The 13,619-nt window shown below is 61.6% G+C and carries 11 protein-coding genes, 1 tRNA gene and 1 pseudogene; 3 read left to right on the forward strand and 10 right to left on the reverse strand.

Annotation, left to right across the window (positions count from 1 at the left end; genetic code table 11):
• Positions 1 to 4: 4 nt before the first annotated feature.
• Entirely contained in the window at positions 5 to 1,360 is a 1,356-nt protein-coding gene (locus tag ACFXS9_RS25940) for an FAD-binding oxidoreductase (RefSeq protein WP_392693508.1), read from the forward strand.
• Between the two features lie 78 nt (positions 1,361 to 1,438).
• Positions 1,439 to 2,566 carry an FAD-dependent monooxygenase gene (locus tag ACFXS9_RS25945; protein ID WP_392693510.1) on the forward strand — a complete coding sequence of 376 codons (1,128 nt, stop codon included), beginning with the start codon at positions 1,439 to 1,441 and terminating at the stop codon, positions 2,564 to 2,566.
• A gap of 157 nt (positions 2,567 to 2,723) precedes the next feature.
• Here ACFXS9_RS25945 and ACFXS9_RS25950 read toward each other — a convergent pair.
• Positions 2,724 to 3,284, reverse strand: a pseudogene (locus ACFXS9_RS25950) (ArdC family protein); the annotation flags it as partial.
• Between the two features lie 414 nt (positions 3,285 to 3,698).
• Entirely contained in the window at positions 3,699 to 3,881 is a 183-nt protein-coding gene (locus tag ACFXS9_RS25955; RefSeq protein ID WP_392693512.1) for a hypothetical protein, read from the reverse strand.
• Positions 3,882 to 4,571: 690 nt separating this feature from the next.
• Between ACFXS9_RS25955 and ACFXS9_RS25960 the strand changes: the two genes are divergently transcribed.
• On the forward strand, positions 4,572 to 6,098 hold the full coding sequence (locus ACFXS9_RS25960) for a hypothetical protein (RefSeq protein ID WP_392693515.1): 1,527 nt from the start codon (positions 4,572 to 4,574) through the stop codon (positions 6,096 to 6,098).
• A gap of 390 nt (positions 6,099 to 6,488) precedes the next feature.
• On the opposite strand, the gene ACFXS9_RS25965 is transcribed toward ACFXS9_RS25960, so the two are convergent.
• The 8 genes from ACFXS9_RS25965 to ACFXS9_RS26000 form a co-directional block, all read right to left on the reverse strand.
• Positions 6,489 to 6,564 (reverse strand) — tRNA-Lys (locus tag ACFXS9_RS25965).
• Between the two features lie 179 nt (positions 6,565 to 6,743).
• Positions 6,744 to 7,325, reverse strand: coding sequence for a Spy/CpxP family protein refolding chaperone (locus ACFXS9_RS25970; RefSeq protein ID WP_392693518.1), 582 nt, complete (start codon positions 7,323 to 7,325; stop codon positions 6,744 to 6,746).
• A 130-nt stretch (positions 7,326 to 7,455) separates the two neighbouring features.
• The gene (locus ACFXS9_RS25975; protein WP_392693520.1) at positions 7,456 to 8,781 is read right to left on the reverse strand and encodes a TRAP transporter large permease; all 1,326 of its coding nucleotides are present in this window, start codon (positions 8,779 to 8,781) and stop codon (positions 7,456 to 7,458) included.
• A complete protein-coding gene (locus ACFXS9_RS25980; RefSeq protein WP_057847073.1) occupies positions 8,778 to 9,353 on the reverse strand; it encodes a TRAP transporter small permease in 576 nt (191 codons plus the stop codon). Before ACFXS9_RS25980 ends, ACFXS9_RS25975 begins: the two co-directional genes overlap by 4 nt.
• Before the next feature lie 120 nt (positions 9,354 to 9,473).
• On the reverse strand, positions 9,474 to 10,475 hold the full coding sequence (locus ACFXS9_RS25985; RefSeq protein ID WP_334369796.1) for a TRAP transporter substrate-binding protein: 1,002 nt from the start codon (positions 10,473 to 10,475) through the stop codon (positions 9,474 to 9,476).
• 1,171 nt (positions 10,476 to 11,646) lie between these two features.
• Positions 11,647 to 12,108: a DUF302 domain-containing protein gene (locus ACFXS9_RS25990; protein WP_392693523.1), complete on the reverse strand. Its 462-nt coding sequence runs from the start codon at positions 12,106 to 12,108 to the stop codon at positions 11,647 to 11,649.
• A 72-nt stretch (positions 12,109 to 12,180) separates the two neighbouring features.
• Positions 12,181 to 12,903 carry a cytochrome c biogenesis CcdA family protein gene (locus tag ACFXS9_RS25995; protein WP_392693526.1) on the reverse strand — a complete coding sequence of 241 codons (723 nt, stop codon included), beginning with the start codon at positions 12,901 to 12,903 and terminating at the stop codon, positions 12,181 to 12,183.
• Positions 12,904 to 12,970: 67 nt separating this feature from the next.
• Positions 12,971 to 13,363 (reverse strand): thioredoxin family protein, encoded by a 393-nt coding sequence (locus ACFXS9_RS26000; RefSeq protein ID WP_392693528.1) that lies wholly within the window; start codon positions 13,361 to 13,363, stop codon positions 12,971 to 12,973.
• Between the last annotated feature and the right edge of the window lie 256 nt (positions 13,364 to 13,619).

A 13,619-nucleotide genomic window follows, 5' to 3' on the forward strand; every position in this document is an offset into this window, starting at 1 on the left:
AAAGATGATCAAGCAATGCGCGCTCGACGACTTCCGCTCCAAGCTTCGTGGCGATATCCTGCTTCCCCAGGACGCCGACTACGACGCTACCCGTCGGATCTTCAACGCCATGATCGACCGGCGGCCAGCCCTGATCGCCCGCTGTGCGAGCGCGGCCGATGTGGTCGCCTGCATCGGGTTCAAGCGGGCGGAGGCGCTCGAGATCTCCGTGCGGGGCGGTGGGCACAACGTGTCCGGCAAAGCGGTGTGCGACGGCGGGCTGATGATCGATCTCTCGCGGATGAAGGGCTGCCGCGTCGATCCCTTGAGGCGGAGGGTCCGCGCTGAGGCGGGCTTGACCCTCGCAGACCTCGACCGCGACTGTCAGGCTTTCGGCCTAGCCACGCCCACCGGCATTGTCTCCCCAACCGGGATCGCCGGTCTGACCCTGGGCGGCGGCATCGGGTGGCTCGGAGGCAAGCACGGTCTGTCGTGCGACAATCTTGAATCCGTCGACATCGTGACCGCGGACGGCCGCCTGCTGGTCGCCGCCCCCACCGAACATCCCGACCTCTTCTGGGCGGTGCGCGGCGGGGGTGCCAACCTCGGCGTGGTCACCTCCTTCGAGTACCGCCTGCACGAGGTTGGACCCGTGGTGGGCGGTGGAATCGCGTGGCCGCTTGCCCGCGCTAAGCACGTGCTGCCCTTCTACGACGAGTTCGCGCGCGCCTGCCCGGACGAGCTGAGCCTCAACGCCGGGTTCTTCACCGTGGAAGACGGTACCAAGGTGGTCGGCGTCAAGGTCGCGTGGATCGGTCCGCTAGACGTCGGTGAGCGGCTGCTCAAGCCGCTGCGGTCACTTGACAGTCCGGTCGCCGACGGCATCGCCCCCATGGGCTTCGTGGATTTGCAGCGGGGCGGTGATGGCGCGTTTCCACGCGGTCGCCGGCATTACTGGAAGGCGAGCTTCCTCCGCCGTCTCGAGCAGGGCGCGATCGACGTGCTGGTCGAGTTTACGGCCACCTGCCCCTCGCCGTACACACAGGTCGGTCTCCAGCAGATGCACGGGCAGGCGGCGCGGGTGTCCCCGACAGAGACGGCGTTCGCGCATCGTCACGACCAGTGGGACTGTCTCATTCTGACGCAGTGGGACGATGCCGCCGACGACGAGCGCAACATTCGCTGGACGCGCGAGCTGCACGCCGCACTGCGGCCGTGGGTGGAGGACGCGGTGTACGTGAACAACCTCGGTGACGACGAGGCCGACCGCGTTCGCTCCGCCTACGGCGCGAACTTCGACCGGCTCGTGGCCGTCAAGGCGAAGTACGACCCGGACAACTTCTTCAGAGGCAACCAGAACGTCGCGGAACATCGCATCTGATGCACGAGAAGCACGCATTGGCCTACAAGGCAGCAGTCCAGTCCTTCCTGGCACGCACCGTCAGCTGAGGCACGACTCATGGCCAAAGTCGAGCGCGTGCTGATTGTCGGTGGCGGACTGGCAGGCGTGGCGCTGATGATCGCCCTGCGTCAGCGGGGGCTGTCGGCCGCCATCGTCGAGCGGGGGAGCGACCGGACCGCGCCCGGCACCGGTCTGTACCTCATCGGTAGCGCGACGCGCGCCCTGCAGGCCCTGGGAGTCGCCGACGACGTTGCACGCAACGGCTGCGTCATCCGCACGCAACGCTTGTTCAACCATCGAGGCACGCGCCTCGCCTCGATCGACGCCGGAGCATTCTGGGAGCCATGCGGCCCATGTTTCGGGATCGCGCGCAGCGATCTGCACAAGCTGCTCACGCAACAGGCGGCAGGCTCGCACATTCGACTCGGCGTGACGGTGCAATCGCTTCGGCAGCATGAGGATCACGTCCGGGTTCAGCTGAGCGACGGCTCCTGCGAAACCTACGACCTCGTCGTGGGCGCGGACGGCATCCGGTCGTCCATTCGGCAATTGGAGTACGGAGACTTGGGCGTCGAGTTTCGCGGCCAGGTGGGATGGCGTTTCATTGTTCGTCGGCCGCCGGGTCTCGAAGGCTGGACGGTGTTTCTCGGCCCGCAGTCCGCATTCTTGATGCTGCCAATCGGCAATGAACTGGCATACTGCTACGCGGACAAGGCCAGTGCCCGGTCCATCCATGATCCTGCGCAAAGGAGCATCGAAAGACTCCGTGAAAATTTCGCCGCCTTCGCCAGTCCGATTCCCGAGGTTCTTGCCCGGCTCGAGCCAGCCGACCCGATCCATTTCTCGGCCATCGAGGAGGTCGCGCACCCCTGCTATGGCCAAGGACGCGTCGTGCTGATCGGCGATGCAGCCCATGCGATGTCGCCCAACATGGCGTGCGGCGCGGCGATGGCCTTCGAGGATGCACTGGTCCTGGCTGAGATTGTTTCGCGCGCGGGCGCCGCATCGGAAGTCGTCCCCGAGTTCGTCCGCAGGCGATCGGCGCGCGTGGGCTGGGTGCACCAACAGACCGATCGCCGAGACCATCTGCGCAGTCTTCCTCCGGTGATGCGCGACGTGTTCGTGCGCCTGCTGTCGGGCCGGCTTTACAGGGCCAACTATCGGCCGCTGCTGGCTCTTCCATAACCCATGAGATGCCTCCTCCCGCGAAGGAAGCGCAAGACCTCGCCCGAGCGCCGTGCAGCCCAGCTACTTGATTGGTCGGAAATCTTTGCACCTGGACACTTCGCCCCTGATGGTTTTTCTTCTGATGCAGGTCACTATCACCTAGCGGCGGCGTATCATAGAAGGCGCGATTGCCGCCAATGCGGAAGTCGATCCCGGTCGCCTTGATCAGGTATTCCACCTGTGGCTCGATCAGGCCTGGAGGCGGAGGCGGCGCCGTCGTTGCGATCTCCGAAGGCAAGTCGGCGCACTGATCCGTGTTGAAGACCGTGAAGCGCTTGAGGAATGGAATGGCCTGCGCTTCCTCACCGTTTTCGCTCGCGCGCCGCTTTTCCTCGGCCGGCACAAAGCGGTCGGCATAGACGACGGTGGTACCGCGCTCGCCCTTGCGGACGTGTCCGCCAAGCGACAGCGCCTGGCGGAAGGTAAGCCAGCTCTGACCGGTGAAACCGTGTTCGATGGCAGCCCCCCAGAGGATTAGAACGTTGATGCCGCTATATTGACGGCCGGTCGCGGCGCTTTTCGGCATGGCCAAAGAAGCCTTCGCCGCCGCGGTGCCCCAGGGCTGCACCCACGGCACTCGGCCGGCCTCAAGTTCAGCGATGATCTTATTGGTGATTTCGTCATAAAGGCTTGTCCGATCCTCACCGGTGCGCGCCCGAAGATAGTGTCTGGACATCGCGGATCTCCGCGACGGGCGCCGCGAGCCTCTCTCGCAGCCTGTAACCCGTCACTGCAAAACCCGCGCGACACTCTTACTCTCAGGCTCTAAGTGAGAGAATGCCAAATCTGCGACGCGGCCTGCCCTTCTGTCCCATGCCTCATGGAACTCGGCCTTGAGGTGCCTAGGGCCGCAGGCCCCGACCAGGCGTGCGCCAAGGGCGCATCGCCTCAACGGAAAATGGCACCCGCAGGAGCGTGAGCATAGCGACGCCGAAGGCGGCACGCGGGACCGAGTGCAGCGACGAGACCGGTTAAGAGGGTACCCGGGAACGGGGCAGTGATAGCGACGCCGGCATACTCCATGACGGCGGGCCAGCCCGATGCGGCGGAAGCCGCACGCGCAGGCGGAAGAATCCGCTAGTCGGAGGAACTAGATTTCTTCGCGCGCATTCGTCTGCGCGTCATAGATCCTGATCTGAAGCATGGGAAAACGTTTCTTCAGCTCTTCTCCACCCGTCCTGGCGCCGTCTCTGGTCGTAAATTCGGCTTTGAGTCGGCCGTCCACTTCAAGCGCGTAACCAGATGCCGGCAATTCATGGGTGGCTGCAACCATTTCATTCCCATTGTGCAGCAAGGTGGTTGGGAATGATGAGGTAGCGTGAGTCGCCCAAACCACGCTAGAGTCACCTGTGCAACTGTGGTGATCGGCCATCGCACGTTGTGGATTGGGTCAACTTCTCCTTACTTATCTCTTCTTCATAAACGCGGCGCGACGTGACGGCGCCGCTTGCATCCTGATTGCATTCCAAATTAGCCGAATTCCCTACGATTGGTGCGTGCGCTTTTCAACGTCGTTCTTGTCCGCTTCCATGTTCCATCGGCTTCGGTCAAAGGAGGAAAAAGTGACGCGGCGATGTGGACTTATGCATTTGCGCCCGCCGAATAGTCCACAGAGGTTGGCGCCCCCCTATTCTTCGACCGAGGTTGCGATGGCGATAGGCGTCTCACTGGACACTTTCTATCGCACGCGCCAAATCCGGCACGAGCGCGACGGCTTGCCAGCGCCGATTAGCGAACGCGGGCCACTTAAATGGGAACGTACTGGCTTTGACGCCTGGTTGACTCGGCATCACCCTATGCGGCCGAAGACGATCGCTAATGACACATTCGCGCCACCGCAGGCAGTTAGCGATGAAGAACATCGCGAGCGGCTGAGAACGGCCTATGGGGATCATGGTGCTTGACATTCAAGGTCGTGCTAGATTCCAATGAGTGCCTTCTTACTTCGGCACCGAGGCCTTCTATGGCCGATCCGAAATTTCCCTATGTGAAGTGGCGAGATGGTCGCCCGCGTTCATCGCATGGCGCTTATGCCAGGGCACTCGGCTTCGTGGACGCCGATCTGCGCCATCCTCCCTGCGATGAAAAGGGCCGCCCAGTCGGCGCGTGGTTCAACCTTCAGGAAGCCTCCGATTTTTCCGACAAACGAAGATCGGAGATCGAGGCGGCGCGCCGCGCTGGCAAGCTGCCAAAAAAGGTTACGGTTCGGAAGCGCGCCACGATCGAGGATCTTCTGGACGATTGGAGCAGATCGTCCGAGTTCAAGGCGTTATCGATCGCCTCGCAATCGTCCTATCGCAAGTGCATCTCCGCCATCCTCTACCGGCCGCAGACGCGCGAGGCAGCTGCGAAGATGCGTGCCGAAATCCGTGCAGCGAAGTTGCTTGGCGTGGCCGAGCCAGCGCGCGAGCTCGAGGTGATCGCGACCGCGACACCGTCGTCGATCGGCAAGCCGGAGCTCCGAGCGTTCTACAACTATGCGAAATCGGTACGCGGCCATCATATGGCTCTCGCGATGATCGCGACGCTCTCAGCAGCATTCACTTGGGGCCAGGAGAGCATCCTGTGGCGCCTCGGATCCAACCCGAGAGAGGGCATGGAGTTCGACCATCCAGACGGCCGCATCGTACTGGTCGCGATGCGGGAATTTTCCGCGTGGGTTGCCGCAGCCGATGCGATCGAACGGGCCTCTATCGGCGACAGCTTCTATCTCGCGCTGTTCACCGGCCAGCGCCAAACCGACCGTCTGATCATGCGTGACGAGGGTGACGTCGAAGGACGGCACGCGTTTCGGCAAAGCAAGACTGGCGAACTTGTCGACATCAAGGAGGCACCACAGCTCAGCGCACGGCTCAATGCCTCGCGCGCGCGAATAAAGGCGCTCAAGCTGCGGCTTAAGCTCGAGAAGGTGCCGCTCGAACTCGTCATCAGCGAGGACAATGGCGAGCCTTATGATGAGAGCACCTATCGCCATTGGGTATCGACCGCGCGCGCTGTCGCCGTGTTCGGCTTTCTCGCACGCAATACTGTACGCCAGGCGGTCGTCCGCGCGGAGCGACTGACCACCGAACTGATCAGAACAGTCGACACCCTGTTCGCGCCTTTCCCACTCGATGAAGAGAACAAGGCGAAGCGCGCCCGCGCGGTCGATCAGCGCGCGCGCGTGTTGGCGGAATGGCTGGATGCGCAGGCGGCGCGCGACAGCAATGGAGATGAGGCGGCATGGCGCCTGAAGCCGTGCCCGTCGCTGATGTTCGTCAATGGCGCCGGCGAACTCGACCAGAAACACGACCAGGACCTGCGCGATACCTGCGTAATGCTGCTCGATCGCGCAGGCTGCGACCTGCTGACGATCTGCGACATCACCGGGCACTCGTACCGAAGCGCGCAGACCATCGTGAAGCATTACCGTGCCCGCAACGCCGATCGCGCCGATGCCGGCATCGACCGACTGGAATTGCAGGTGCGCAAGGAAGGGATGAAAGGCTGATCGCCGACGGCCGAATCTCCTTTCGGCGGCGGCTTGCAGCCGTGCGAAGATGCTGTGGTGCTTAGCGTAGCAATATTCGGAATCCTCGGTGATGACGAACGCCATCTCGTCGATCGCCGATCGCCTTATCGAGCGCCATCAACGCCTCGCAACGCGGCCCGATCCCAGACTGGGGGCGCTCTGAGTGTAATTCCGAAGCCGGCTCGTCTGGTCCAAGCACACCCGACGGTGCGCGTCGCCCGCTTCTTCATAGGTGCCGACAAGAACGTTAAGAGGACTCCATCAACTCGTCGCACGGCGTGCGACGTGCGATCACAAAAAGCGTCGCACGTTCCCGTTTTGGTCAGCACTATATCCGGGAAAAAGTGTTGAATTCTCAGCGAGATGGCTTGGTGGGCGCACCAGGGCTCGAACCTGGGACCCGCTGATTAAGAGTCAGCTGCTCTACCAACTGAGCTATGCGCCCGGATATTTTAAGTCCGGCAAGCCTTCGCGAGAGGGCGTCGTTTAGCAAAGCGATCCCGGGATGTCCAGCAAGCTGGACGGAGTTTTCCCGGGGCTTTGGCTGAGCGCCGGAACGGCGAAAAGCCGCTGGATTTCAGCGGCTTCTGCCCATGTTCGGATCTGGCGCCGATCAGGGCCGCCTCAGAGCCGTTCGGGGCCGCCCCGGTCCGGGCCGCCGTCCCGGTCATACCTGTTCCGGTCATAGTCGCGATGGCGATCGAAGTCGCGGTCTCTGCCCATTTCGCGCTCGAACCGGTGATGGCGCCAGCCTTCCCCACCCCCGAACCTGTCCATACGGGTCAGGACGGCAAGCCGGCGTTTCTGGCTGTCATCCAACGTCTTGTAGAGCGGGTCGGCCGCGTCCGCGATCTTCTTCATCGCGGTAGCCGTTGCCGACATGGTCTCGGCGCGCTCACGCAGCCGCGTCACCGGATCGTCCGGCTTCTGCTGGGTGGAATCGTCCCGCATCCGCGCATTGGCACGATCGATTCTGAGCTTGGCGAGCTCCCGGACCGCGGCCTCGACCGGCGGCCACAGCTTTTCCTGGTCGGCCGTCAATTTGAGACCGGCATGGACGGCCGCGATCCGCGCGTCGGCATACGCCGCCCGATCCTCCGGGCTCATCCGCATATGGCCGTAGCCCCAATGGCGGTGCTGGGCATAGACGGCGGTCGAGCCGGCGATGGCAAGGACCGCGACGGCGGCGATGGTGAATTTCCTCATGCGAACCTCCTTGAAAGGTTGCATGAAGATGAGCCTGCGTCAGTCGGCGTTCAACTTAAGGATTGGCAAGGGACGCTTCCCTTACCAAGATGTAATGTGACACCGTTTGATCCACCGCAATGCGATATTGCTAGAGCATCCCCAACGCACGCGGCAGCCACAACGAGAGCTCCGGCACGTAGGTGACGATGCCGAGGAAGATCAGCATGGTCAAAAGCCATGGCCACACCGCGATCGTCAGTTCGGTGATGCCCATCTTGGCGATGCCAGAGGCGACGTAAAGGTTGAGCCCAACCGGCGGATGGCACATGCCGACCTCCATGTTGACGACCATCAGGATACCCAGATGCACCGGATGGATGCCGAGCTTGACCGCCACCGGAAACAGGATCGGTGCCATGATCAGCACGATCGAGGACGGCTCCATGAAGTTGCCGGCGAGCAGCAGCAGCACGTTGACGATAAGCAGGAAGATGATCCAGTTGACGCCGACCGAGGTGATCCAGTTTGCGATGTGCTGCGGAATGTTTTCGTTCGCCATCAGGAATGAGAACAGCACCGCATTGGTGATGATGTAGAGGATCATCGCGCTCATATTGGCCGAGCCGAGCAGCACCTTCGGCACGTCCTTGAGCGACATGTCGCGATAAACAAACACCGCAATCACAAAGGCATAGACCGCGCTGATCGCGGCCGCCTCCGTCGGTGTGAAAATGCCTGCATAGATGCCGCCGAGCACGATCACGATCAGCAGCAATCCCCACATGCACTTGCGGAACGCCGCGAAGCGCTCGCCCCAGCTCGCGCGCTGCAGCCGCGGATAGTCGTTCCTCCAGGCGCGGTAGAAGGTGGTCAATCCAAGCAGCGACGCCAGCATCATGCCGGGGATGACGCCGGCCATGAACATCTGGCCCACGGACGCCGACGATACCCGCTGGCCGGCGGGATCGAGCGCGATGCTGCCGCCGGTCGCCACGCAATAGATCACCATCACGATCGAGGGCGGGATCAGGATACCGAGCGCGCCTGATGTCGTGATGACGCCGGCGCCAAAGCGTTTCGGGAATCCCTGCTTGACCATCGCCGGCAGCATGATCGCGCCGATCGCGATCACCGTCGCGGGCGAGGATCCGGACACAGCGGCGAACAGCGCACAGGCCATGACGCCGGCAAGCCCCAGGCCGCCATACCAGTGCCCGACCATGGTGGTCGCGAAATTGATCATGCGTCTGGCGACGCCTCCATGGGTCAGGAAGTTGCCAGCGAGAATGAAGAACGGGATAGCCATGATCTCGAAATTGTCGATGCCGGTGAACAGCTTCAGCGCCACCGACTCGGTCGGCACATTCGTCATCGTGTAGATGACGGTGAGCACTGTCAGACCCAGCGCGATCGAGATCGGCATGCCGGTCAGCATCAGCAGGATCAGCAGTCCGAAGATGATGAAGGAGGTCATCGGGTCACCTCCGCGACGCCGGCACCGGGCGCATCGACGTCGACGCCCTCGACATGGGCATGGTCATGGTGCGGAAGTTCGCCGGTGAAGAAGTAATGATACGCGACCTGCAGGAAGCGGAAGCACATCAGGTAGGAGCCGAGCGGAATACAGAGGTAGACGAACCAGCTCGGGATCTCGAGGTCCGGCGACACCTGGTCGGTGTGGTAAAGCCCGTAGACGAAATGCGCGCCCATGGTGCCGATGACGGCGGTGAAGAAGGCCCCGCAAAGCAGCCCGAACAGCACGATCGCGTTCTTCCAGGGCGACCTGACCTGGTTGACCACGACGTCGACGCCGACATGGATACCGGTGCGGACGCCATAGGCGGCGCCGAACTTGGCGACCCACACGAACATGTAGATGCAGAGCTCCTGTGCCCAGGACAGGTTGATCGGGAACAGGATCGGAAACAGGAAGGGAACGCCGAGCAGATAGCGATGGCAGACGGCGAGGAAGATGATGAAGGTCGCGAGCGCCATCAGCGTCGCGATCAATATCTCCTCAAGCCGATCGAGGATGCGAAGCAGTATCAATGTCCCCCCTTCAGGTCAGGCTTTTGCGACGCCTCACCTTCCTTCGCGGCCGTGTGTTGCCGAGCCCCGACATACAAGGGCTTCCGTGCCTTGGCACGGAAGCCCGACAACATCGTTTCAGTTGGTTGCGCCTTTGGCTTCCTTCATGAACTCGTCAATCACCCCCTGGCCGACACGGCCGGCGACGTCCTTGTAGACTGACTCCATCGCCTTGCGCATGGCTGAGTCCTGCTCCGGCGTCAGCTTGATGATCTCGCTCTTGCCGGTCTTGACGATCTCGGCGAGCGCGTCGTCGTTTTCCTTCTGCGACTGACCGTTGCCATAGGCGGTGGCTTCCTTCATCGCCTTCTCGCACTGGGCGCGGATGTCAGCCGGCAGGCCATCCCAGAACTTCTTGTTCACGACCACGATGTAGCCGATATAGCCGTGATTGGTGTTGGTGATGTACTTCTGCACCTCGTGCATCTTCTGGGTATAGATGTTCGACCAGGTGTTCTCCTGCCCGTCGACGACGCCCGTCTGCAGCGCCTGGTAGACTTCCGAGAACGCCATCACCTGCGGGACCACGCCGAGGCCACGGAACTGGGCTTCCAGAACCTTCGAGGACTGGATGCGGAATTTCAGGCCGCGATAGTCGGCCGGCGAAATGAGCTTCTTGTTGGCGCTCATCTGCTTGAAGCCGTTATCCCAGTAGGCGAGACCGGTCATGCCCTTCGGCTCGAGCAGCTTGAGCAGCCTGGTACCCAGCGGTCCATCGGTGACCTTACGCACCGTGGCGAGGTCGGGCAGGATGTAGGGAAGATCGAACACCTCGAATTCCTTGACGCCGATCGGGCCGAACTTGGCGTTCGAGGGCGCCAGCATCTGCACCGCGCCGAGCTGCAGCGCCTCCAGCTCTTCCTTGTCCTTGTAGAGTTGCGAGTTCGGATAGACTTCGACCTTGACCTTGCCGTTGGTGTATTTCTCGGCCAGTTCCTTGAATTTCTCCGCCGCGAGCCCCTTCGGCGTGTTGGTCGCCACCACGTGGCTGAATTTGATCACGATCGGCGACTGCGCCGCGGCCGGTCCGATCAGAGTCAACGCCGCGATCGATGCCGCAGCCAAGATCAATTTGCGCATGTATCCTCCCAGACTTTTTGCAGAACGCGAATGAGACGTTCCGAGCTTGCATGCCAGTTGCATCAATACAGACAAGCCTGCCGAATTGCCATTGCCCGTTAGCAGGGGCCCTACCGCCGGATTTGCTGCGCTGCAAAATTCGACCAGTACCGGTGGTGAAAGATCGTGCCGAACCTAAGCAGGCCGCGTCCAATAAACCTTCGCTATGTCTGGTTTCCTCGGAACGAAAGGCTTGGCAGAGATTCTCGCCGCAGACGGTGAAGGACGAATTCCATCCACTCGTCGTCCCTGCCTCCGTGCGCAATCGCGCACTCGGCGCAGGGACCATAACCACCGTCGCCAATCGTTTTAGGAAAGTCGTCGACCATCGCGGCAAGACACCATCCGCCGCGGCGTATGGGTCTCCCGATGTGCAATTGCACATCTGAGATCGCGCTCGCAACGCTCGCTTGTCCAGGACGACGGGCCCATGATTCAATTTTCAAACAGCAAACACACATTCGCGATCTCGCGACGCATTGCGCCCGAGGTTTTCATCTTCTTTTGCCCCTCTGAAGATAGAAGGGCGCAGGGAAGACCGGGTGCTTGCCGCACCCGCGGTCTCGTGTGCAAGTGCGCAAAGCAAAAGCGCACACGAGCATACAGGTACAGCGGGAGCATCCCGGCCTTCCCTGCGCAATGGCCTTACGGCTTACTTCGTGCTCTTCCCGGAGAACGGCTCTTTTGCCTCCGTCGCCCCCGAGAAGCTTTGCTTCCAAAGGGCTTAACGCCAGCACCGCGGCGCCCGAACCACACGAGTTCGCCGTACGCTTCCTGCGCCTACGTCTTGCGCATTCCGCGTCCATCGCATCTCACCGCGCGTTCGTGACGATCGCGAGCGCCCCTCATCTGCGGTGAGACGGGCGGAGTTATGCGGCTGATTTGCCCCTCGTGTTAAGCGGAATATTTTTGATTCTTTCTGATTCCTGGGCTTGACACCATTTCTGAAAATCAGAAGTGATTTGCCCGTCGTGCCAATTGGTCGCGGACGTGCAATTGAAATTCCGCTTGCGCACGGCGCGAAGCAGTTTGCAGGTCGTAGTATCAGCCGCGGGCGTGATCCGAGCAGTGTTGCCACAACCATGCACTGATGAAGACTACGCTCCGCCAATGCGTGCGTCGGAGCCGGTATCTATTTCGTCGCCTCGTCCGTGATGTCGTTCAGAACCTTCGTAAACGCCGCGTAGTTGGGCGGGGTCTCCAGTCCATGCCGCGGATAGATTGTCTTATACAGATAGTCGGCTGAGTTATAAGACAGCCATACCTTGCCCTGGTCATCCTCCCAAACAAGCGCCTTCGGAGGATTGTCGATCGCCAGCAACGGCGTCTTCGCCATTACCGGCGTGCCGAGTTTCGGATTGCCGAAGATGAGTACCGTGCGCGGGCGCATATCGATGCCGAACTTCTTTCCCGCAGCGGCGTGGTCGATCTCGGTGAACACAATGAAACCTGCGCCCTCCCTTGATTTGACGGCCGCCTCAAACCGCGAAATCGTATCCTTCACCGAATGGTTGCTCGACTTCGTAATGATACCGTCATCCGCGAAAGCGGGGGTTACAAACAGGAGTGTCAAGAAAGCGACAATGAGTCTCATCGGACTTCTCCTAACTGGGTTTCCAATTTCAGGTAACCGGCACCACCCTTTGTATGCAACTCGCCGACGGGTCTAGAACCGCGTGGTCAAGTTAGTCAGCCATTCCGGCGAAACATCGACCAGGAATGCTTCGAGCGCCTTGTCCGCTCCCGAGATGACGAGCATGCCTGCGACGAGCAGCAAAAGACCGAGCGCAGATTTCATTCCGCTACCCGCAGCCAGCAATCGGCCGCGCCAGCGCGCCATCGCTTCCCGGGAAAGCCATCCCAACCCCAGCAATGGCAACGCCGCGCCGATGCCAAACGCGAGCATTGTCAGTGCCACCTGACCAAGATCCTTGCCCTGGGCGGCCAGCAACGACGCGGCGCCAAGCGTCGGCCCTACGCAAGGACTCCATACGGCGCCCAGCAGGACCCCGATCCAAAACTGTCCGGCTACACCGCTTGCGCGGCTCGTTGCCAGCCTGCTGTCGGCCCAATTTCCGATCGGGCCCGCTGCAACCGCGATCTGCGCCTGTAGCCGCGGAGCGACGAGCACGATGCCGACAAGCATGATCAGCATCGCCGCGACATAGCGCAGCCGGTCGGCATCCAATCCGATCGAGTGGCCGACCGTCGCCAGAAATAACCCGATGCCGGCAAACGAGAGGCACAACCCGGCAGCAAGCGCCAAAGGTCCGTGACGATGGCTCGATGCCGCGGTAGCCAGCACGATTGGAAGTATCGGGAGCACGCAAGGTGAAAGGATCGAGAGAATTCCTGCGAGAAACGCCAGAACTGCACCGCCGATCGTCATCGCCGCTTCCCCATCTCCAAGTCGCCTTTGCTCGAAGTCACCTTTGCCGGCACGCTCGACGACGAAGTCAGACGGCTTTTCCGACCATGGCGAAGATCGAATTCCGCTTGGTATCGCCGACCGAGCGGGCCGCTTCCTTGTCGCCCTTGAAGGCAATCAGCGTCGATTGCGCACGGACGCCGAACCGATTGAGCAGGTCCTTCTGGCTATCGAAATCGATGACGAAGTAGACGAGATCCTTAAACCTTGGATCAGCCCTCAGATCGCTCAGGATCGGGGCCTGCGCTTTGCAAGTCGGGCACCACGGCGCATGAACCGCAATCAGAATTGGCTTGCCGGCCTTCTGGGCCGCGGCGAACGCCTTGGCATCGAACGCATGCGCGCCCTCCGCGAAAACCGGCGAAGCGGCGAGCGTTCCGGCAGCGAGCACGGCTCCGAGCATTAATCTGCGGGTCAGCATGGTATTCTCCTTGTTGATCTGGATGAGTTTCGTTTCGGAGGCCGCAGATGTTACTTGTGCGCTGCAGCGGCCTGGGCTTCGCAGGGTTCCCAACTGGAGGTTCGAGGCAACCGCGGCAAAGGTTAGCGGCCTAGCGGAAAATTCTTATCCGTCGTCGCCGGACGGGCGGGTGTATCCAGACCGGGCATCGGGTCTGGAGAACAAGCCTTCAGGATGCCGGCGGCGCGTGCGGTCATCGAACGGTCCTGATGGATGG

Origin of the sequence: Bradyrhizobium sp. RDI18, from assembly GCF_043203335.1 — a bacterium.
Classification (GTDB): domain Bacteria; phylum Pseudomonadota; class Alphaproteobacteria; order Rhizobiales; family Xanthobacteraceae; genus Bradyrhizobium; species Bradyrhizobium retamae.

Excerpts from the sequence above, each read along its gene's own strand:
- ACFXS9_RS25940 (WP_392693508.1), top strand. The coding sequence starts at position 5 with ATGATCAAGCAATGCGCGCTCGACGACTTCCGCTCCAAGCTTCGTGGC.
- ACFXS9_RS26000 (WP_392693528.1), bottom strand. The coding sequence starts at position 13,363 with ATGCTGACCCGCAGATTAATGCTCGGAGCCGTGCTCGCTGCCGGAACG.
- ACFXS9_RS25990 (WP_392693523.1), bottom strand. The coding sequence starts at position 12,108 with ATGAGACTCATTGTCGCTTTCTTGACACTCCTGTTTGTAACCCCCGCT.
- ACFXS9_RS25985 (WP_334369796.1), bottom strand. The coding sequence starts at position 10,475 with ATGCGCAAATTGATCTTGGCTGCGGCATCGATCGCGGCGTTGACTCTG.
- ACFXS9_RS25975 (WP_392693520.1), bottom strand. The coding sequence starts at position 8,781 with ATGACCTCCTTCATCATCTTCGGACTGCTGATCCTGCTGATGCTGACC.
- ACFXS9_RS25955 (WP_392693512.1), bottom strand. The coding sequence starts at position 3,881 with ATGGTTGCAGCCACCCATGAATTGCCGGCATCTGGTTACGCGCTTGAA.
- ACFXS9_RS25960 (WP_392693515.1), top strand. The coding sequence starts at position 4,572 with ATGGCCGATCCGAAATTTCCCTATGTGAAGTGGCGAGATGGTCGCCCG.
- ACFXS9_RS25945 (WP_392693510.1), top strand. The coding sequence starts at position 1,439 with ATGGCCAAAGTCGAGCGCGTGCTGATTGTCGGTGGCGGACTGGCAGGC.
- ACFXS9_RS25970 (WP_392693518.1), bottom strand. The coding sequence starts at position 7,325 with ATGAGGAAATTCACCATCGCCGCCGTCGCGGTCCTTGCCATCGCCGGC.
- ACFXS9_RS25995 (WP_392693526.1), bottom strand. The coding sequence starts at position 12,903 with ATGACGATCGGCGGTGCAGTTCTGGCGTTTCTCGCAGGAATTCTCTCG.